Annotated in this window: 19 protein-coding genes, 2 tRNA genes and 1 riboswitch; of the genes, 11 read left to right on the top strand and 10 right to left on the bottom strand. The window is 44.0% G+C overall.

From position 1 onward, the window contains the following. Entirely contained in the window at nt 1–342 is a 342-nt protein-coding gene (locus tag SRRS_RS00545; RefSeq protein WP_371365245.1) for a hydrogenase maturation nickel metallochaperone HypA, read from the bottom strand. Between the two features lie 241 nt (nt 343–583). Between SRRS_RS00545 and SRRS_RS00540 the strand changes: the two genes are divergently transcribed. Beyond that, nucleotides 584–865, top strand: coding sequence for a small, acid-soluble spore protein, alpha/beta type (locus SRRS_RS00540; RefSeq protein ID WP_371365243.1), 282 nt, complete (start codon nt 584–586; stop codon nt 863–865). 63 nt (nt 866–928) lie between these two features. Here SRRS_RS00540 and SRRS_RS00535 read toward each other — a convergent pair whose 3' ends face one another. The 4 genes from SRRS_RS00535 to SRRS_RS00520 form a co-directional block, all read right to left on the bottom strand. Continuing rightward, nucleotides 929–2,203 (bottom strand): DNA polymerase/3'-5' exonuclease PolX, encoded by a 1,275-nt coding sequence (locus tag SRRS_RS00535; protein WP_371365241.1) that lies wholly within the window; start codon nt 2,201–2,203, stop codon nt 929–931. Nucleotides 2,204–2,304: 101 nt separating this feature from the next. Continuing rightward, nucleotides 2,305–4,296 (bottom strand): penicillin-binding protein, encoded by a 1,992-nt coding sequence (locus SRRS_RS00530; protein ID WP_371365239.1) that lies wholly within the window; start codon nt 4,294–4,296, stop codon nt 2,305–2,307. A gap of 242 nt (nt 4,297–4,538) precedes the next feature. After that, on the bottom strand, nt 4,539–5,231 hold the full coding sequence (locus tag SRRS_RS00525; protein ID WP_371365237.1) for a TerC family protein: 693 nt from the start codon (nt 5,229–5,231) through the stop codon (nt 4,539–4,541). A gap of 446 nt (nt 5,232–5,677) precedes the next feature. Then, nucleotides 5,678–6,619: a dipeptidase gene (locus SRRS_RS00520; protein WP_371365235.1), complete on the bottom strand. Its 942-nt coding sequence runs from the start codon at nt 6,617–6,619 to the stop codon at nt 5,678–5,680. 373 nt (nt 6,620–6,992) lie between these two features. After that, a riboswitch (glycine riboswitch) is annotated at nt 6,993–7,081 on the top strand. A 130-nt stretch (nt 7,082–7,211) separates the two neighbouring features. On the opposite strand from SRRS_RS00520, the gene SRRS_RS00515 reads away from it, so the two are divergent. Continuing rightward, nucleotides 7,212–7,511 carry a hypothetical protein gene (locus SRRS_RS00515; protein WP_371365233.1) on the top strand — a complete coding sequence of 100 codons (300 nt, stop codon included), beginning with the start codon at nt 7,212–7,214 and terminating at the stop codon, nt 7,509–7,511. On the opposite strand, the gene SRRS_RS00510 is transcribed toward SRRS_RS00515, so the two are convergent. Continuing rightward, complete coding sequence (locus tag SRRS_RS00510; RefSeq protein ID WP_371365231.1) at nt 7,508–7,918, bottom strand: hypothetical protein; 411 nt, start codon at nt 7,916–7,918, stop codon at nt 7,508–7,510. The genes SRRS_RS00515 and SRRS_RS00510 overlap by 4 nt on opposite strands. A gap of 185 nt (nt 7,919–8,103) precedes the next feature. On the opposite strand from SRRS_RS00510, the gene SRRS_RS00505 reads away from it, so the two are divergent. After that, nucleotides 8,104–8,829, top strand: coding sequence for an alpha/beta hydrolase (locus tag SRRS_RS00505; protein WP_371365229.1), 726 nt, complete (start codon nt 8,104–8,106; stop codon nt 8,827–8,829). A 65-nt stretch (nt 8,830–8,894) separates the two neighbouring features. Here SRRS_RS00505 and SRRS_RS00500 read toward each other — a convergent pair whose 3' ends face one another. After that, nucleotides 8,895–9,503: a LysE family translocator gene (locus SRRS_RS00500; RefSeq protein ID WP_371365227.1), complete on the bottom strand. Its 609-nt coding sequence runs from the start codon at nt 9,501–9,503 to the stop codon at nt 8,895–8,897. A 10-nt stretch (nt 9,504–9,513) separates the two neighbouring features. Next, nucleotides 9,514–9,969 (bottom strand): Lrp/AsnC family transcriptional regulator, encoded by a 456-nt coding sequence (locus SRRS_RS00495; RefSeq protein ID WP_371365225.1) that lies wholly within the window; start codon nt 9,967–9,969, stop codon nt 9,514–9,516. Between the two features lie 270 nt (nt 9,970–10,239). Between SRRS_RS00495 and SRRS_RS00490 the strand changes: the two genes are divergently transcribed. The 5 genes from SRRS_RS00490 (at nt 10,240) to rbsK (ending at nt 15,420) form a co-directional block, all read left to right on the top strand. Beyond that, the gene (locus SRRS_RS00490; protein WP_371365223.1) at nt 10,240–11,175 is read left to right on the top strand and encodes a sugar-binding transcriptional regulator; all 936 of its coding nucleotides are present in this window, start codon (nt 10,240–10,242) and stop codon (nt 11,173–11,175) included. A gap of 205 nt (nt 11,176–11,380) precedes the next feature. Next, nucleotides 11,381–12,046, top strand: a complete 666-nt coding sequence (gene deoC, locus SRRS_RS00485; protein ID WP_371365222.1) for a deoxyribose-phosphate aldolase — start codon at nt 11,381–11,383, stop codon at nt 12,044–12,046. Between the two features lie 96 nt (nt 12,047–12,142). After that, the gene (gene fucP / locus SRRS_RS00480) at nt 12,143–13,486 is read left to right on the top strand and encodes an L-fucose:H+ symporter permease (protein ID WP_371365220.1); all 1,344 of its coding nucleotides are present in this window, start codon (nt 12,143–12,145) and stop codon (nt 13,484–13,486) included. Next, complete coding sequence (locus SRRS_RS00475; RefSeq protein WP_371365219.1) at nt 13,471–14,481, top strand: aldose 1-epimerase family protein; 1,011 nt, start codon at nt 13,471–13,473, stop codon at nt 14,479–14,481. The genes fucP and SRRS_RS00475 overlap by 16 nt, the downstream gene beginning before the upstream one ends. 15 nt (nt 14,482–14,496) lie before the next feature. Further along, nucleotides 14,497–15,420, top strand: a complete 924-nt coding sequence (rbsK, locus tag SRRS_RS00470) for a ribokinase (RefSeq protein WP_371365217.1) — start codon at nt 14,497–14,499, stop codon at nt 15,418–15,420. Between the two features lie 154 nt (nt 15,421–15,574). Here the strand turns inward: rbsK and SRRS_RS00465 are convergent. After that, a tRNA-Ser gene (locus SRRS_RS00465) sits at nt 15,575–15,665 on the bottom strand. 58 nt (nt 15,666–15,723) lie between these two features. Continuing rightward, a tRNA-Ser gene (locus SRRS_RS00460) sits at nt 15,724–15,812 on the bottom strand. A 645-nt stretch (nt 15,813–16,457) separates the two neighbouring features. On the opposite strand from SRRS_RS00460, the gene SRRS_RS00455 reads away from it, so the two are divergent. From SRRS_RS00455 to SRRS_RS00445, 3 genes are all read left to right on the top strand, one after another. Beyond that, entirely contained in the window at nt 16,458–17,405 is a 948-nt protein-coding gene (locus SRRS_RS00455; protein ID WP_371365215.1) for a magnesium transporter CorA family protein, read from the top strand. Between the two features lie 231 nt (nt 17,406–17,636). Beyond that, nucleotides 17,637–18,581 (top strand): LPP20 family lipoprotein, encoded by a 945-nt coding sequence (locus SRRS_RS00450; protein WP_371365214.1) that lies wholly within the window; start codon nt 17,637–17,639, stop codon nt 18,579–18,581. Nucleotides 18,582–18,884: 303 nt separating this feature from the next. Next, entirely contained in the window at nt 18,885–19,835 is a 951-nt protein-coding gene (locus tag SRRS_RS00445; RefSeq protein ID WP_371365212.1) for a DMT family transporter, read from the top strand. The last annotated feature ends 66 nt before the right edge of the window (nt 19,836–19,901 follow it).

Here is a 19,901-nt window from a genome sequence, read left to right as displayed (position 1 = left end):
CTACTCTACCTCCACACTCTCTACTGTAAGCTCGCGCCCTGTTACGATATCAACAGCGTATGAGCCGCAACTTTTACAAATGAATTGATATTTATCTACACGGTTTTGCTCGCCACAGTTCCGGCAGAATACCACCAAGGGAACTATTTGTATTGTCAAGCATGCCCCGGCGGCCGGCGACCCTTCAGCCAATGCCGTAAAGCCGAACTCAAGTGCTTCCGGCACTATTCCAGTTAATTCCCCGGCCAGTACTTTAACCCCAATAACTTTGCTGGCTGCATGGCTGGCAGCCGTATTCAAGGCAATATCCAAAATGCCCTGTGCTATTGCCAATTCATGCATCGGGGCATTCCACCTAACGAAAGAATTGTTCTAGCCTTAATAAGTATCTGCATATACATTACTTCTCCGTTTCTATTGTAAAATCCTTCCATGAACATAAAATCAAATTCCGCCATTTTCCCAGCATTATCGCCCGATTAGTTATTCCAATTTTTAACTAAATTAACATAATATTTATAGAATAACGATATTTCTAGTGTAGATACTAGGTTTAGAAACATTTTAGGAGGTGCTTAATTACATGGCAAGAAGCAGAAAACCCGTTAACCCAGGTGCAGAAAATGCTCTGGATCGCATGAAAATGGAAGTAGCTAATGAACTTGGTATTAGTGAACACGTACGCAGTCAAGGCTGGTCAACTATGACCTCGGCTGACTGCGGTCGTGTTGGCGGCCACATGGTTCGCCGCATGATTGAGCAATACGAATCGTCAATGGGCGGCCAAACCACTACCAATACCACCACTACAGCTACCGCAACCTCTGGTACCATGACTTCCCAATTTGACATTACCAGCAAATAACTCAATTGCCAAAAGGCGGCGTACAGCCGCCTTTTCTATTTGCGGTAAGTTACACAGTATCGGCTATGGCCGCTTCCGATGCAACAGTGACATGACCTCAGGTAAAGAGTATGTATTAATTACTTGGCTAGGGCTCAGTCCTGCCTTACGGGCAGCCGCCATACCATACCGCATATGCTCAAACTCACCGACAGAATGAGCATCCGGATTAATAGCAAATAAAACGCCTTGTTCTTTGGCCAGCCTGCACCAGCGCCAATCCAGATCAAGCCGGTATGGACTTGAATTAATTTCAATTATTGTACCGCTTTGGGCAGCTGCCGCTATTACTTCACCTATATTTACGGCATATCCCTTACGTCTTAGTAAAAGCCGGCCGGTAGGATGGCCCAGAATAGTAACATAACTATTCCGCATTGCCTTGATAATGCGCTTTGTCATATCTGCTTCACTTTGCCGAAAAGCCGAGTGGACCGACGCTACCACAAAATCAAAGCTTGCAAGTATTTCTTCAGGATAATCCAATGAACCGTCAGGCAATATGTCACTTTCAATACCCGCCAAAATTCTAAACTCCGGGTTTTCGGCATTTAGCTTTTCAATTTCCCGGCGTTGTGCTTTCACTGTTTCAATGCTAAGCCCCCCGGCATAAGAAGCGGTCTTGCTATGATCAGCAATGCCCAGATAATGCCATCCGCGTTCTTTGGCGGCCGCGGCCATATCTGCAAGCCGGCTGGCGCCATCCGAGTATGTTGTGTGAACGTGGACTACACCTTGCACGTTTTGTAGTGACACGACCGGTGTGAATATTTCCCCCGCAGGCGTTAACTTAGTGTTATCTTCGCGTAGTTCCGGCTGGTCATAATTTAGTTTCAGCATAGTATAAAAGTCGGACTCCTCTGCCAACATTACTTGCTGCCCGTCTTTAGCCCTAACTCCCTCAGCGGTAAACAGCAAATTGCGCTTGGCAGCCTGCCCTGCCAGCTTAGCTACATAACCGGCGCTGCCGGTATAATACACCAAAGCGGCTATATATACTTCCGGATTAACAATATAAATCCGGCAAACAAGCCCATTCGTCAAGATAAGCACTAGCTTATTGCCATCCTGCCATTCAGCCTGTTCAACTCCCTGCATTGATGTCAAGGCCGTTACCAGTGCTTCCGGCGCCGTACTGGCAGCTACGATTTCTATATCCTGAATAATTTCAAGGCCACGTCGAATACTGCCGGCAATGGCAGCTCGTTCCACACCCGGCTGCAGTGTAATATATTCGACAATAAGATCGGCTACCGGCCAAGCAACGCCGAGAATAAACTGCCCTTGGTTTCTTTGCATAGCATCAATCCCTTGTCAGATCCATTTTTAAGATTATTACCAAAAAAAGAGTACCGGCAGTGGCGCCGGTTAAATGTACTTATATTAGGTTATCCGCCCAGCTATAATGTATTCGCTGATTCAAAATATACTACAATTTCTGTTCCCGGCTTAACAGGTGTATTGGGAGATATGCTTTGTTTCGTTGCTGTTCCAGTGCCAACAGGCACAAAAGTAAGACCTAATCCGTTCAAGATATCCGCAGCTTCCCGAATCGTTTTGCCAACAAGCACAGGTGTCAACACGTGCCCGGGCGGTACTTGGGCCGGCGGGGCGGTGTAAGCCGGCGGAGCTTGTTGACGTTCAGGATTGGCCGCAGCCGCTTTTACCGGCGGCAGCAACTGGTTGCTGTCATTTGGCCGTATATTTAAATATCGCATTACCTGTATCATTATATCTTTGAACACCGGAGCGGCAATTGTGCCACCATAGTAAATTCCGTCAGGATCGTCAAGCACAATAAGCGCCACAACTTGCGGATCTTCTACAGGGCCAAAGCCCACAAAAGAGGAAATATAATGCCCGGCAAGATAACCATGGCCGTCCGGACTTAATTTTTCAGCCGTACCGGTCTTCCCGGCAAAACGGTAGCCTTGAATGGCTGCCTGCGTGCCGCCCCCTTCACTTATAACCTTTTCCATCATGGCTGTAAGTGTACGTGCAGTTGCAGGACTAACAGCCTGTCTAATTACAACAGGATCAAAGGTTTCAGCCAGAGTGCCGTCTTCATGCCGGTATTCCTTGATTATCCGGGGTTTCAACAGCACTCCGTCGTTAGCGATAGCCGCGATAGCAGCGGTCAACTGCAAGGGCGTAACAGCAATACTCTGACCAATGGACATAGTAGCTGTATCACTGTCCCTCATCTCCTTCGGGTCGAAGAGAAGACCCTCCTCTTCGCCAGGCAGCTCAATTCCTGTTGCCTTGCCAAATCCAAATGTCCGCACATAGTTTGTTAATTTAGCGGCTCCAACCCTAAGACCTACCTCAACAAAACCGGTGTTAATGGAGTTTTTAATAATATCAATAAATGATATATTGCCATAGCTGTCACCGCTCCAGTTCTGTATCCTACGCCCTGATACCTCTACATAGCCTTTATCCACAAAACGCTCGTCCGGACGCACTTTTCCTTCTTCCAGCGCCGCCGCAGCAATCACAGGCTTAAACGTCGAGCCTGGTTCGTATACGATAGATACAGCCCGGTTTTTCCATTCTTCCGTGCTATACCGTCCAAACTGATTGGGGTTATAACTTGGCCGGCTGGCCATCGCAAGTATCTCACCTGTTTTAGGCTGCATTATAATTACTGTAGCGGCTTTTGCCCCGGTTTTCTGGACAGCGCTATCCAACGCCCGTTCAACTATATACTGAATGGTGCTGTCAATGGTTAAATAAACCGAGCGCCCCTGTTTTTCCGGAATAAAAGAAAATATTGACTTAAATATAGGCGTACCATAGCTGTCTGTGTCAATAACCTGTTTTAATTCTCTGCCTTTGATGGTCTTGTCCAGCGCCATCTCAATTCCTTCCAGACCTACATCATCAGTACCAACAAACCCCAGCACTTGCGCCGCCAACGAATCATTAGGATAGTAGCGTTTGCTCTCTTCTATAAAGCCAAGACCGGTAAGCTGCTGTTCCTTAATAAGCGCAGATACAGCCTTAGCCTGGTCCGGTTCCATAGTTCGTTTAAGCCATACAAAACTATTGCCGGCGGCCAATTTATTCTTGATAATTGCCACATCAATACCAAGGATGGGGGCTAACATATTAGCCAAGCTGTCTGCTTCTTTTACCTCACGGGGATTAGCATACAATGACTTAGTCATACTGCTTACAGCCAATTCCCGTCCGTTACGATCATAAATGGTTCCTCGAGGCGATTGCATTGTCCGACTTTCCTGCAATTGCTCTTGGACTCTGGCGCTAAGCCTTTTTCCCTCACCAAATTGAATCCAGGCAACTCTGCTTACTAAACCAATTAAAGCCAGCATCGTTAACGTTAAAAACCACGCCAGGCGTTTTTGAATATGTACAGGCATAACAGCCATTTATCGTCAATCCTTCCTTAGGTCACTATTCAGCTATATGTATTCGCTATTTATTAGCGTTACCCTGCAAAAAAATAGCTTATCGACGCTACAATAGTTACCGGTCTTAACACCAAAGGGCCTCCGTCAGTTTACTACAGATAATATAAGTAGGTTACTTACATACTATCTCGAAAGCATGTACGACAGTTGTGAGGGCAAAAAAATAACACCGCTGAAAAGCGGTGTTATTGCAATTAACTTTATTGTGCTGGGTAATTATCCCTCGCGCAGGCTCCCCGGGATGCTTCTTTGTGGGCTCTCTTATACCAAAAGCCGACAGCTAATACACCTACTGTAATAGCAAACGGAAGCAGCCATTCCGGAACGAAATTATGAATGACAGGACCAATTTTATGATCGGCCATCATCATCTCGCCTGCAGTCCAAGCAATCAGAGCAGCGCCGGCATAAACAACAATCGGAAATCTGTCCATAATTTTAATAATGATTTGGCTGCCAAAAATAATTAACGGAATGCTAAGCGCAAGGCCGATACTTAAAAGCAGAAAATCGCCTTTTGCTACAGCAGCAATAGCCAAGGTGTTATCAAGGCTCATAACCAAATCGGCAACAATAATTGTCTTAATAGCGGCCCAGAACGTAGCACCGGCCTCTACATTTTCCTCGCCATTATCTTCCATAAGTAATTTAGCCGCAATCCAAATTAAGAGTAAACCGCCGATAAACTGGACATAGGGAATTTGCAAGAGTACAACTGCCACAAGTGTCAATACCACCCGTAGCCCTATCGCCCCGGCGCTACCCCACAGGATGGCCATCTTTTGTTGCTTTTGGGGCAAACAACGGCTAGCCATTGCAATGACTACAGCATTGTCGCCGCTAAGCACGATGTTCACCATCATGATACTAGCTAGCGCTAATAAAAACTCCATTTTTCTGCACTCCTTTTTTGGCTTTATAATTGTTTTGATACCAAATGACCTTAAAACAAAGCCCTTCCATGATATCTGGTTTTAGCACCAGATATCAATGGTGTGGTATTAAGCTTATTGTACCAATATGCTGTTAATTGTGCAAGTCCTATATCGATAAAATATTGTATACATAATACAACATTGACTTTTCAAATCCGCAATACAGGCATTTCACTCATAAATTCACCTTAATACTTATCATTTCTACGTTTTTGACAAAAAAAGAAAAAGCACAAGCCAGTGTCTTCTGCTTGTGTACACAAGATAATCATTAACAAATTTTGCAGAATTTATATAGTACTAGATTATAATACTTAGTATTAGTACCTTTACACCGCATTAGGTTACATTACTCTTTTTGTCCTGTTATATTGGGCAATTGTTTCAGCAGGATGTTCTTTGTATCAGAGCAACGTATCTTTAATCACTCTAAGCGCATTTCCCCAACATATTTTATCGATTTCGCCCGCAGTAAAACCGCTAGATTCTAACGCTATTGTAAGCTTACTCATTTGACCGGCATGTGCCAGTTCTAATTCCGGACTTATCCCGTCAAAATCCGAACCTATTGCGATAACATCGAGGCCGCCCACCCGGCGAATATGTTTTATATGCAAAACCATATCACTGACTCGGCTGATAGGAGCATTCCCAAGAAAATCTTTGGCAAAATTAATGCCCATAACGCCACCTTTATCGGCCAGCACTCTGATCATATCGTCTGTCATATTGCGAGGATGGCCGGCCAATGCACGCGCATTGGAGTGTGAGGCAACAAACGGCTTGGCAGATAATTGTGCTACGTCATAGAACCCCTTATCGGACAGATGGGAAACATCTATAAGCATACCAAGGCGGTTCATTTCAGCAACTACTTCCCGCCCGAACGGGGTAAGCCCCTGTTCCCTGCATTCCGGCCGCGAGTTAGGATAACCAATTTCGTTAGGGTAATTCCAAGTCAGTGTAATTAATCTGACACCCAGGCGGAAAAAATTACGCAAATGCACCAAACTCCCCTGCATTGCGCCGCCTTCTTCAATGGTTAGAAAGGCCGAGATCTTGCCATTCTCCCGATTACGGCAAAAATCACTATAGTTTTTAGCCAAGGCTATATATTGCTGATTGATTTCCAGTTCCTGATAAAAGCGGTCAATCATGCCCAACGCCCGCTGCAATAAATTCCCATCCGTTTTTTGGTTAAGGAACATAGCAAAAAACTGGGCTTGCGCCTGCCCGGCTCGCAGTTTTTCTATATCCACACTATAAGTATTACAATATAATCCGCCTTGCTCCTTCTCTTCCATTAGGCGCAAAATGGTATCACAGTGAAGATCTATACACTTCAACCAAGTCCCCCCCCTTTCCCCTCTTCAGCCAATAAAGCACTGCAATAAACACGGCTCACACTTTGGTAATACAAAAAGCCGGTCACCATATGTATACGCAGCAGTATGTGTCGAAATACCAAACAACAATCCTGTACTCCTCTGACGGCTACTATCTCCGGCTACTTGCTCTGAATCTACTCGGAAAAAGCTTCGTTAATTACAACAATTCGAGCAACTACCCGCCAAATCCCCCCGTCTGTGCCATAAAATAACACATCCTATCTACAGAATATTTTAATGTTATTTTTTTCACTTTTTCATCTCTACATCTATTGACATCTTTCGTCAACCATCTTAGAATGAAGTCAATAGGCAATTGAATATTGTCAGGATGATGCTAATAGGAGAGACTGCGTGAGCAGCGCCGAAGGAGCAAGGCTACTGCCTCAAACTCTCAGGCAAAAGGACTGTTAGCAGACTGAACTCTGGAGAATGCGCATATCAAGCGCTACCGAAGGAGAGCCTTAACGGTGAACTCTCAGGTACAAAGGACAGAGACAAGGAATTTTTCCATTGTCTCTGTTTTTATTATTTTAGGGGGAAATTTACAATGGTACACATCAGTAACCTGAACCGCGTCGGTCTACAATGGACAGCCTGCTACATTTACCATTACATGATCTCAAAACTATTCTTGGATTCGGTTATGCTAAATATGGTCAATGTATTAGCAGCCATAATCACTTCAGCTTATTTTATCCGCAAAATTCATTTAACAGCTACTAACCCCAACACCAGGCGGCAAAAATCAGATAATCCTGATTTACTTGCTCAAACAAGCCATGTGTGGCAAACCGTATTGGCCGGCACCGTGATTTTATCAATCATTATAAGAAACACCGTATACTAATCCACACTGCCAGAATCACCGGCATTACCCGAATCGCTTACATCCTTAGCCGGTTCAGGCGAAGCGAATTCTCCTTGGATCTCCTGCACCTGCTCTTCGGCCCATAACTGCTGGCTGAAGCTGTCAAAATCAGCTTCTTTCATTATTCCGGCCTTCGCCAATTCATGTTTAAGCTCCTCCGGGGCGAGACCGCGCCAATTCTCATATTGATGGCTGTCAATCAAGAAGTTATTAACTAGATAGCTAAGCATACTTCCCGTCAGGGGGCTACTCATTTCATTCGTCTCCTGGCGCAAATAAGCATCGTCTTTTATTATCTCCGGATGACTGGCCGCAGGCTGGCGCGGGCGGAGAAACACAGCAGCGGCAATAGCTATACCAGTTACTGCTATAATTACCCAAATCATGTGGTAAACCTCCTTTTATAATTGCAATACACATTTAGTATCAACAAAAAAAAATCTAGATTATCGTGTTAAATAAAACCATGATATCTTTATTGTATCGGAAGGTTATTAACCAACCTTCTGCGAATAAAACGTTATTGCATACAGTTTTTCTTACTAACTATTCCAAAACAGGCGAGGTAGCTATGAAGCATTTAGCCATACCGTCCGGTTCTACTTCACTTTCGGGGATTTTACATACTCCAGTGGCTCCCGTAGGAAATACCCTGATTATCTCCCATGGGTTTCGTGGCAGCAAAGACGGCGGAGGCCGGGCTGTCGCGCTGGCCGAAGCGGCGGCAGCGGTTGGCTGCCATGTAATTCGTTATGACTTTACGCCATGCGTCAATCTTTCTTGCCAAATTACCGAATTGAACGCAGTTATTACCTACGCCCGTCAAACAATCGGCGGACAGATATTTCTGTTGGGCCGGAGCATGGGTGGTAGCGCCTCAATAGCCGCAGCTGCAGCTGACCAAAGAATAAGTGGACTTATCCTATGGGCTACTCCTTGGAACTTAGACGAAACATTTCGGTTAGCTCTCGGTAATTATTATGAAATACTGGCGGCAGGCAAAAATATAACCTTAGAAGACGAATATGGCCGCCTGCAGCTTACTCCTGACTTTATCCATGATTTTAATCGCCATAATCTTCTAGCCTGCGTAAAACAGCTAAGCACAACCCCCATCCTCGTAATACATGGAACAGCAGATGTTATTGTGCCTGCCAATCAGGCACACACACTATACCAGCATGCTTCGGAGCCAAAGAAGCTAATACTCTTTCCCGACGGAGACCACCATTTAGCAGCCTATTCCCAGGAGGCCAGTTCTGCTGTAGCAGAGTGGCTGAGCGGCTTTGTCCGTTAAAGTCGAAATTCTAAAAAAAAGCGTCTACTATCGCCCAGGTAATAGACGCTTTTTTTCTAGCATAGTTACCTGCCAATAATAGCCACGATACCAAAAAGCATTATAACAAGACCGGAAATTTTATTGACTAGGCCAAGGTTCCTCTCGTTCACCTTCTCCCGGAACGCACTAATACAACCGCTCAACACAAACCACCACAAAAGCGAACCGGCGAAAACACCCGCAACCATTTGCACGGCTCCCAGCCGGTCACCGACTGCAGTGCCAATTCCCAATCCTGCAAAAATACCGGCAAAAGATAGAATCGTCATCGGGTTTGTTATCGTCAACAGAAAGGTTGACAGAAACGCTTTAAAGATGCCGGTACTTTTTACCTGCAGGGTGCTGTCAGGCGGCGCTGCCGTAAAAGACTTATAGCCGAGAAAACAAAGAAAACTTCCCCCTATAAGTTTAAGCAGAACTTGCTGTTCCAACAGAAACTGCGCTATAACTGTTATGCCAAATGCAGCGATACTGCCATATATAGCATCGGCCGCGGCTGCCCCCAATCCTGATACCACTCCCGCCGACATCCCCTGCAGCAATGTTTTTCTAATGCATAGTAGCCCAATAGGACCAACCGGAGCAGCGATAGAAAAGCCAATGATCAAACCTTTCACAAACAACGGCCACATACATACCACCTCACTCAGTAATTAATGGCAATACCGGGGTCTCTTTTACCGTTGACAAGAGAATCGTTGTTTTCGTTTTGACTATACCGGGAGTACTCTTAATCTGCTCGCCCAGCAGCATTTCCAAATGCCGTGTGTTGCGGCAGCGGACTTTTAAAATATAATCCTCTTCACCGGCAATATGATGACATTCCAGAATTTCCGGTGTATTGGCCACTAAATTTAGAAATCCCTGCCGGTGCTCCGGACGCTCCAAAGTAACCGAAATAAATGCCGCTAAACCCAGCCCCAACGCTTCGGGGTCAATTAACGCGGCATACCCTCGGATGATCCCGCGTTGCTCCAGTTTATGTACCCTGTCGGCAGCTGCCGGAGCCGATAGCCCAAGGTACGCCCCTAACTCAGCCCAAGAAGAACGCGCAGCCTCCATCAGCCTTCCGATAACTTTCAAATCCAAAGTATCCATTATCAATCACCTTCAAAAATAATTTTATTTTTAATTATATCATACGAATAATAATAAAACACTTTTTTTATCTGCCTTCTTTTTTTGTTCTTTACCCGGGCTTCCAAAAAAAGATAACTAATTCAAATGACTTGATAAAAATTTAACTTGTATGGTTTAATGTAAGAGGAGTTTTGGCAAGCATACGCAAATACTAGGAGAGAACATTAACAACTCCAATAGTTAATCCTAGTGTTAAGAAACTGAAATCCGTCACTATCTGGAGGTTCTATGGAACAAGAGAAACAAAGACTTAGTATTGATGTTGCCAGACTATACTATCAGTCCGAATACAGTCAGGAGCAGATTGCTAAACGCTTGGGAATATCACGTCCAACTGTCTCAAGGTTATTGCAATACGCTAAAGACCAAGGGTATGTCACCATCCGAATCGCCGATCCGATTGAAGATGTAAACGAATTATCGAAACGTTTAAAAGATAAATATAAGCTGGACGAAGTTCAAGTAGCCTTTTCACCGCTCAGCGATTACGAAGTAAGCATACAGCACATCGGACGTAAAGCGGCAGCATATTTATATGAGATAATCAAAGACGGAGATATTATTGGCGTTACCTGGGGAAGAACCATGTACACTTTAGCCAGCCAGCTTAAAGCTAAAACAACCCAGGGAGTTGAAGTAGTTCAACTCAAGGGCGGTGTAAGCCATTCCCAAATAAACACCTATGCTCCGGAAATTGTAGATCTGTTTGCCAAAGCCTACCATACCTACGCAAGGTACTTGCCATTACCGGTTATTTTTGATACTCCGGAACTTAAACAAATGGTGGAACAGGATCGGCATATCCGCCGTATTATTGAACTTGGCAAACAATCCAATATTGCGATATTTACTGTTGGTACTGTGGACGATGACGCCTTGCTGTTTCGCCTGGGATATTTAGGTTCAGAAGAAAAAGCCGAATTACAACGAAACGCTGTGGGCGACATTTGTTCACGCTTCTTCGATACAAAGGGTCAAATCTGCAACCACGAGATTGATAGCCGAACCGTAGGAATAAGCCTGAATGACTTGCGCAAGAAAGAAAAAACTGTCCTGGTTGCCGGCGGCCAAAAAAAAGTCGCCGCTATCAAAGCTGCCTTCGCAGGAGGTTATGCCAACACTTTGATTACAGATCAATTTACTGCTAAAGCCTTATTAGAATAAAAGCATGGTAGCTGCCCGGGTGTTTAAACGCCCGGGCAGCTTTTTTATCCTATAAAAATAAAACCGCCCTCTCTTGAACATATTTTCAAAACTAAATTTACAAATGTTCAATGTTGTGTTATGCTAAATTTGGCCAATAAAGTGAAATTTCAGAAACGTGCACGAATCTCAGGGTACCGTCTAGTAAGCAAACAGGGAGGACACAATGAATTTAGCTAAACTTATTGATCACACACTATTAAAGCCGGATGCAACAAAAGAACAAATCCTATCTTTAACGGCAGATGCCAAAAAATATGGCTTTGCTTCTGTCTGCGTAAATCCGACTTGGGTATCTCTTGCCGCTCACGAGCTGCAAGGAACAGACGTTAAGGTTTGTACTGTAATAGGTTTTCCTTTGGGAGCAACCACAACAGCCGTTAAGGTTTTTGAAACAAAAGACGCTATCGCCCATGGCGCCACAGAAGTCGATATGGTTATCGCTATCGGCCGGTTAAAAGCCGGCGAAAACAGCACTGTTGAAAATGACATCCGTGCTGTTGTTGAAGCAGCACAGGGAAAAGCTTTGGTAAAGGTAATTATTGAAGCATGTTTGCTTACCGATCAGGAAAAAGTAAAAGCCTGCCAACTTGCGGTTCAGGCAGGTGCGGATTTTGTTAAAACCTCCACCGGGTTCTCAATAGGCGGCGCTACCGCGGCAGATGTTGCGCTTATGCGCAAGACCGTTGGCAATAATGTGGGGGTTAAAGCTTCAGGCGGAATCCGCGGTAAACAAGATTTGGACACCATGGTTTCTGCCGGCGCCAATCGTATCGGAGCGAGTTCCGGCGTCAAAATTGTTCAAGGCGAAGTTTCCACTGAAACATACTAATTAGCGCAACATATTTAGTATCAAATATACATCAAAGCTGTTTTTCCGGTTTAGTAATAACGGTATTGCTTACATAAATTTAGGAGGAGAGTTTCGATGAAAAAGGCAAATATGATCCAATTGCCCGATGGATATCTGAATAAAACCCCTATTTTTCAGTTCATACTCCTATCTTGCCTATTTCCTTTATGGGGAGCGGCGGCTAGTTTAAACGATATCTTGATTACTCAGTTTAAAAGTGTATTCGCTTTGAGCGATTTTGCCAGCGCGCTGGTACAAAGCGCCTTTTACGGCGGATATTTTTTAATAGCAATCCCAGCCTCGCTTGTTATTAAGAAAACCAGCTATAAGCTGGCTATCTTAGTTGGCTTATCGTTTTATATTGTTGGTTGCAGTTTATTTTACCCAGCCTCTCATATGGCTACCTATACCATGTTTTTGTTCGCCATCTTTGCTATTGCGATTGGCCTGGGCTTCCTTGAGACTGCTGCCAATACCTACAGTTCAATGATTGGGCCCCGCGAATACGCGACACTGCGTCTTAATATCAGCCAGACTTTTTATCCTATCGGCGCAGCCTCGGGGATCTTATTAGGAAAGTATTTAGTATTTCAGGAAGGCGACAGCCTTGGCTCCCAGCTCGCACGAATGACTGCCGAACAAGCACATGCCTTCAAGCTGGAGATGCTGCAGCATACTCTTGAACCATATAAATTTATCATTTTTGTCCTGCTGGCAGTCATTGTCCTATTTGTCATTACCCCATTCCCCGCTTGCAAAACCCGGCAAGCAGCGGCTACTGCCACCGAAAAAGCCCCTTCTATGTTTGAAACCATTCAATATTTAGCAGGCAACAGGCGCTTTAGGAAAGGAATTATCGCCCAATTCTTATATGTAGGCATGCAAGTGGCTGTGTGGTCTTTTACAATTCGGCTAGCCCTGACGCTTGATGCTAACCTCAATGAACGTCTTGCCTCAAACTTCATGTTGTATAGTTTTGCCGCCTTTTTCATTGGCAAATTCATTGCCAACTTCCTGATGACCAGATTCTCACCCACTAAAGTATTATTCCTGTATTCGATTATTGGTTCCGGCTTACTGTTATACGTCTCAACGATGCCGAGCATGTCAGCGGTTTACGCAGCGGTAGCTGTAAGCATTCTGTTTGGACCTTGCTGGCCGACTATCTATGCTGAGACTTTAGAAGCAGTAGACAAAAAATATACTGAAGTAGCCGGCGCTGTAATTGTAATGTCAATTGTCGGTGGTGCAGTGATTCCGGCAATACAAGGCCTTGTATCGGATGCCTTCCATTCCATGCAGCATTCCTTCGCCGTTTCTTTATTCTGCTTCTTATATATCGGATATTATTTCTACAGTGAAATGAACCAGCAAAAAATACACACAGTACAAGGAGGATCCGTATGTCAGGAAGAATAGAACTGCAACGGGAGTTTTTTGGCAAACATTATGCTGTCCTATTTTCGAACGATGAGTTTGTAGTAACATTATTTCGCTATCCCTCCGGCGTAGAAGCAATTGAAATAGTAAATTCCCGGGGGAAAGTAGTAATTCTTCCCTATATGGGACAAATGATCTGGGATCTTGAATTTGACGGTATTGATCTTAAAATGAAGAATATGTTTTCTCAACCTAAACCGGTTAACTGTGTAGTAGACACCTACGGCTGTTTCGCCTTTCACTCCGGACTCATTCGCAACGGTTGCCCGGGCCCTGAAGATGATCATGGTTTACATGGCGAAATGCCTTGTGCCACTATGGATCAGGCCTGGCTGGAAGTTGCCGGTGACAGTCTGACAATTACAGGCACGGTTGAATATGTTAAAGGTTTTGGCCATCACTACCTGGCAAAACCCAGTGTAACTCTGGGCGCTGGCAATTCCTTTATTGAGATTGGCATGGATGTGAAAAATTTGGCAAGCGCCCCAATGCCCTTGCAGTACATGTGCCATACCAACTATGCCTACCTTGATCAGGCCGCGTTAACGCAAAATGTTCCTGATACTGCCTTTGTCCTAAGAGAATCGATCCCTGCCCATGTTAAACCTACTGAAAAATGGCTGGCATATAACGAAGAACTTAAAGGTCAGGGCACCCTAAAGGCTTTAGATCAGCCGGAAATGTATGATCCGGAAATTGTTTTCTTTGCCGATAACTTGGATAAATATCAGGAGCAGGTTGTGTTCGAAATGACCGCACCGACAGGCACCACTTTTTTCACCAAGTTTTCTACTACCCAATTTAACTATGCTACCCGTTGGCTGCTATATAGTGGAGACCAACAGGTAGGAGCATTTGTTTTGCCTGCCACCTGCCGCCCGGAAGGGTTTTTGGCTGCGCAAAAGGCAGGTACTCTAATTATGTTACCTCCTGGTGAACAAAAATCATTCCGAGTGATAACAGGCAAAAAATAGAAGGAGGAACAAGACGTGGATATAGCAGTAATCGGCTCCAACATGGTAGATTTGGTTTCCTACATTGATCAAATGCCTAAAGAAGGGGAAACATTGGAAGCTTTAAGCTTTAGCATTGGCTGCGGCGGCAAAGGTGCCAATCAAGCAGTGGCGGCAGCTAAACTGGGCGCCAAAGTTATGATGCTTACCAAAGTTGGCGAAGATCTGTTTGCCGACAATACCATTCGCAACCTCAATGAATATGGTGTTGATACCGAGTTTGTCAGCAAAGTACCCGGCACCTGCAGCGGTGTCGCCCCGATTTTTGTAGATAAACAATCGCAAAACAGAATCCTCATTATCCCAGGTGCCAATAAGCATCTATTGCCTGTCGATATTGACGCTGCGGCAGAAAAACTAAAAAAATGCTCGTTATTTGTTCTTCAAATGGAAATCCCTTTACCGACTATTTACTACGCTATTGAATTTGGTAATAAGCATGGTATCCCGGTTATTTTAAATCCGGCTCCGGCCTCCCGGGAATTAGATTTGAACTATGTACAAAAATGCGAATTCTTTGTGCCCAACGAAACTGAACTTGAGATTATTACCGGCATGCCTGTAGAAACAGAACAGCAAATTGAGGCAGCAGCTATGTCGCTCATACAAAAAGGTATAAAAAATGTAATAGTAACTATGGGAAAACGCGGCGCACTGTGGTTAACAGAGGAGCAAGTCCACCACGTCGAAGCCTACAAGGTAAACGCCATCGACACTACAGGTGCCGGCGATGCATTTATTGGCTGTTTTGCCCATGTCTATGTGAAAAACCGCGATGTGCTTATGTCCATCAAAATGGCTTCCGCTTTTGCTGCTTTAAGCGTTACCGGCCGCGGCACACAAACGTCTTATCCCGATGTTGCTACCTATGAACAATTTCTTCAACGGCATGGTAAATAAAATAGCGCTGAATAATCCAGTTTATTGATATAAAACTTATTGTAGGAACCGACTCCAAGCTTCGTGCTTTGGCGGTTCCTTTCTTTGTGGGAATTACTTTCAGATAAAACAAAAACAGCTATTAGCCTTTCGGTTAATAGCTGCTACTTACATATGGCGGAGTGGCAGGGATTTGAACCCTGGCAGGCCTCACGACCTCTAACGATTTAGCAAACCGTCCTCTTCAGCCACTTGAGTACCACTCCGTTTTAAATTGTCTAAATTATATCAGCCGCTGCGCCATAAGTCAATCGTAAACCTTAATGGCGGAGGGGGTGGGATTCGAACCCACGGTCCCTTGCGGGATCACTGGTTTTCAAGACCAGCTCCATAAACCACTCGGACACCCCTCCGTGTCCGGCACATTAAGTATTATAGCAAACGCCATGAGTGCTTGTCAACAAAACAAACGCAGGTAATTTTTTCTCGTTTACGAACTTACCGCCTCACCACCGCCGCACACTTACCGTGCACAAATAATACAATAAAGTAGACGTTAGCTTCCACTGAGGTTTTAATCCAACCTGAAGGTTAGTCGCCCTTATCCAGGAGCTTAACCGCTCGCCTGTGCCCAGGGGTAAACCCCCGCTTAGAGAAGAGGGGGTCCTAGAGCGGATTAGACATCGGATAAAAGAAAGCAATTTATTCCCCGGATAATACATAGAAATTTCCTTTTAGTATCATTCTAGCATACAGGGGCTCTAGGTATGCTGAAACTAATAAAAAGCGGGTTAATTTTTTACAAAAAGGTTGACTATTAACGTAAACAGACTTATATTTTATATAGATATTTAACGATAATCACTAATATCTTAAAGGCAGGTGAGATAGATGGATGTAGACCTACCTAGTAGTCCCATTTTGTTTAATTTAATAGAAATTAGGGGAATATTCCATTTTTCTTGCCAATGTTTTAGACAATAACGTGGGTTCCACTTATGTCTCAATAGGACAATGGCCTGAATTTGTGTTCCCCTTTAAAAGAAAGGGGAGCTCTTATGCTTACTATATATCGCAGCAACTGTACTCAATTACACGAATTAGCCCTTAATACCCTGGAAAAGGGCGCTTGGTTTAACCTTATCAATCCAACCCCCGGGGAAATCGAGCAAGTAGCACTTGCCACAGGTAGTCCGCTTGATTTTCTTAAAGCGGCATTGGACGAGGAAGAACGTTCCCGTATTGAGTTAGAAGAAAATCACATGCTCGTTATCACCAATATTCCGGTTATGCGTGGCCATGACAGTTATGACGCACTGCCACTTGGTATTGTGCTTACTCCTGAATATATTATTACCGTTTGCTTAGAAGCTAATGAGGTTTTAGCTGATTTTAGACCGGAGAGCGCCCGGGCGTTCAGTACTTTTAAGAAAACCCGTTTTTTGTTCCAGATTCTCTATAAATCAGCCACACTCTTTTTAAAATACTTAAAACAAATTAATCGCCGGACAGATGAAATTGAGCGTTATCTTCGCAAATCAATGCAAAACGAAGAAATCTTCCTGCTGCTGGAACTGCAAAAAGGCTTAACCTACTTTGCCGCCTCTCTGCGCTCCAACGGCATCGTACTGGAAAAACTTTTAAGGCTTCGCTCTACCAGCCAGGTACAGCATCTTATCAAAATTTATGAAGAGGACGAAGATCTGCTGGAAGATGTCATTACCGAAAATAAACAGGCCATTGAGATGGTTGAGATGTACAGCCGCATTCTAAACGGTATGATGGATACCTTTACTTCCATTATTTCCAACAATCTAAACCGGGTTATGAAATTCTTGGCCTCTATGACTATCATACTGGCTATTCCAACAATGGTCTCCAGCTTTATGGGAATGAACGTCGATGTACCTTTTGGCCCAAACAGCGGCTTTACCATTACCGTACTTTTCGCTATTGTCCTCACAGCACTTAGTGCGTTCGGCTTATGGCGGAAAGGAATGTTTTAAAAAACTGCTTATAAAACATGCGAAACCCGGGGAGACAACTCCCGGGCTTCGCTTTTTTTAGTTTTCCATTACGTAAACAAAAACTGTGATTTTGTTTACCAGTTTCCAATTAACATACAGGAAAATAGTCCCACTGGGCGAATTATTCTTAATACACAGTTTCGAACACTCTGATATTGCGGGCTGCAGTTTTTCGGCTGCAATATCGTTTCTAAAAAAGGAGGAATCCACTTGTTTAAGAAAATTTTAACCTACCTGACCATTTGCACTACGCTTCTTGCCGGATTACCCCTAATAGCCAGCGCGGCCAACGGTACCCCTGTAAAACCTGTTGTCGATACCGCCATTGACCAAGTAAGTTCAACCGGCTCTGTTAACTGGGATACAGGTGTAATAGAAGCTTGCGGCATCGGCGTGCCTTCCAGCATCGCCAAGTCTCCCGCCCAAGCCCGCCTTATGACTAGACGCGCTGCTATTGCAGATGCACAGCGGAATCTACTCGAAGCTATCGGAGGGATAAAAGTTACTGCAGAAACCACAGTCCGAAACTTCGAGACAACTAGTGACATCGTCAATACCCAAGTTTTTGGGATTGTCAGAGGCGCTAAAATCGTGGACGAACAACTCCTTCCCGACGGTACATATCAAGTAACTTTACAGGTTGCCCTATTTGGCAAAGGTGGTTTGTCCGAAATTATTACTAATGCTACCAAGCCAGCTGCTCCTGTTCCCCTGCCGCAGCCCTCGACCTCTTATAAACCAGTGCCACTACCGATATATACCGGTTTGGTTGTTGATGTTACAGGACTGCCGATTAGCCGTGCCATGTCCCCGGTAATCTTTGATGAAACCGGCCGCGCCATTTACGGCCATATCAATATTATTCCCGAGTTTGCCGTATCTCAGGGAATGATGGACTATTTGTGCACTCCTGAAGATATCAGATCTCTTGAATTGGGCCAATCCCGTGCCGGCGACAAGCCAATTGTAGTAAAGGCTATTGCTCTTAGAGACAACAACGTAAATATCATTATTAGTCAAACGGATGCAGACACCATCCTTGACGCAGATGTCCTGGGCAACTTCTTAGCAAAAGCGAAGGTTGCCGTAAAACAATATCAACTGACGGCACCAGCACCAAAGAATAATCCGCAGAAAATTACTAAAAAGAAATAGTCGCCTTTATCCAGGTACTATCCACTGGCCTGTACCCGTAGGGGTATAACTCCCACTCAAAAAGCTGGACATCTTAGACCGGGTTAGCTACAGGATAAATCTCAGGAAGATCAGGCCTTTAAAAGCCTGATCTTTTTTATTTATTAAGTCGGCAGGAATACTCTTTGCTCTCAGGAAATATATGGTAGAGATGTGGACCAGAAGTATTCTCTGTGCAGTCGGCAAGGAAAATATGTCACAAGATTATTTCTTTGTAATCGCTTCGAACGAGCGACGTTGTGACGCTAATGAAGGTGATCTGAGTTGAAATCCCCTAAATTACAGTTATATAAAGGACATTTATATATTGTACTGTCCTCCTTTGGCTTTAGCCTAGTTCCGCTGTTGGCAAAATTCTCATTGGATAGCGGTATGAATGCCGAAACGATGTTAACCTATAGATTTATTATTGCCGGTGGTTTTTTCACCCTATATTCAATATGTAATAAAATAAAATTGTATACAACTATGACAACAAGCCTTAAATTATTAGGAATTGGCTTTTTATATGCTTTGGAATGCACCTGCTTTTTTACGGCTTTTAAATATATTTCGCCGTCTATAGGTGAGCTGCTGTTTCAAATAACCCCTATCATGGTGGCCTTGACTGCATATTTCGTATTTAAAGAAAAGATAACACTAAATGTAATTATTGCGCTCTTATTAACAGCCTTAGGCTGCATATTATTAATTTGGGAACCTTCCGCTCACAGAACATCATTAGGCATTGTTATCATCCTTATTGCGGTACTTCTGTATACAGCCTATATAATTATTGGCAAACAGATGCTTAAAAACATTGACTCTATTGTAGTTACAACATATATTACTGTGGGTTGCGGCTTATTTCTATTATTGTATAGTTTACTGAGCGACAAATTGATGCCTATAAATAACCCAAAAATAGTTAGTGCGATCATTGTTCTGGCATTATTTTCGACTATTATTTCGATATTATCGTTTGCCATGGGTCTGAAGCTGTTGGGAGCAACCAACGCGGTTATAATATCAACACTAGATCCTGTATTCACAGTTGTGCTTGCGTATCTGTTCATGGATGAAAAACTAAGTCCTATTCAAATTTTAGGCGGCTTGTTAATAATAATGAGTATTGTTATTATTGAAACCAAAGGCAGCATCTTAAAAAGTGTTTTCAAACTTCCTGAGAAAGATAAAGCGAGCGAAGGCAAGAAGACCCCCACCGGATACCGGTAGGGGTCATATGTGTATGGTGCTTACCATATGCGCTTTTTTAAATTATAATGTTTCGCAATTCTCGCT

This window comes from Sporomusa rhizae, assembly GCF_041428845.1.
GTDB lineage: Bacteria > Bacillota > Negativicutes > Sporomusales > Sporomusaceae > Sporomusa > Sporomusa rhizae.
This window is presented reverse-complemented; position numbering and strand designations above follow the sequence as displayed.

What these genes read in the sequence shown, in the direction of transcription:
- SRRS_RS00545 (WP_371365245.1), bottom strand. Translation starts at nt 342, where the DNA reads ATGCATGAATTGGCAATAGCACAGGGCATTTTGGATATTGCCTTGAAT.
- SRRS_RS00540 (WP_371365243.1), top strand. Translation starts at nt 584, where the DNA reads ATGGCAAGAAGCAGAAAACCCGTTAACCCAGGTGCAGAAAATGCTCTG.
- SRRS_RS00535 (WP_371365241.1), bottom strand. Translation starts at nt 2,203, where the DNA reads ATGCAAAGAAACCAAGGGCAGTTTATTCTCGGCGTTGCTTGGCCGGTA.
- SRRS_RS00530 (WP_371365239.1), bottom strand. Translation starts at nt 4,296, where the DNA reads ATGGCTGTTATGCCTGTACATATTCAAAAACGCCTGGCGTGGTTTTTA.
- SRRS_RS00525 (WP_371365237.1), bottom strand. Translation starts at nt 5,231, where the DNA reads ATGGAGTTTTTATTAGCGCTAGCTAGTATCATGATGGTGAACATCGTG.
- SRRS_RS00515 (WP_371365233.1), top strand. Translation starts at nt 7,212, where the DNA reads ATGGTACACATCAGTAACCTGAACCGCGTCGGTCTACAATGGACAGCC.
- SRRS_RS00510 (WP_371365231.1), bottom strand. Translation starts at nt 7,918, where the DNA reads ATGATTTGGGTAATTATAGCAGTAACTGGTATAGCTATTGCCGCTGCT.
- SRRS_RS00505 (WP_371365229.1), top strand. Translation starts at nt 8,104, where the DNA reads ATGAAGCATTTAGCCATACCGTCCGGTTCTACTTCACTTTCGGGGATT.
- SRRS_RS00500 (WP_371365227.1), bottom strand. Translation starts at nt 9,503, where the DNA reads ATGTGGCCGTTGTTTGTGAAAGGTTTGATCATTGGCTTTTCTATCGCT.
- SRRS_RS00495 (WP_371365225.1), bottom strand. Translation starts at nt 9,969, where the DNA reads ATGGATACTTTGGATTTGAAAGTTATCGGAAGGCTGATGGAGGCTGCG.
- SRRS_RS00490 (WP_371365223.1), top strand. Translation starts at nt 10,240, where the DNA reads ATGGAACAAGAGAAACAAAGACTTAGTATTGATGTTGCCAGACTATAC.
- deoC (WP_371365222.1), top strand. Translation starts at nt 11,381, where the DNA reads ATGAATTTAGCTAAACTTATTGATCACACACTATTAAAGCCGGATGCA.
- fucP (WP_371365220.1), top strand. Translation starts at nt 12,143, where the DNA reads ATGAAAAAGGCAAATATGATCCAATTGCCCGATGGATATCTGAATAAA.
- SRRS_RS00475 (WP_371365219.1), top strand. Translation starts at nt 13,471, where the DNA reads ATGTCAGGAAGAATAGAACTGCAACGGGAGTTTTTTGGCAAACATTAT.
- SRRS_RS00455 (WP_371365215.1), top strand. Translation starts at nt 16,458, where the DNA reads ATGCTTACTATATATCGCAGCAACTGTACTCAATTACACGAATTAGCC.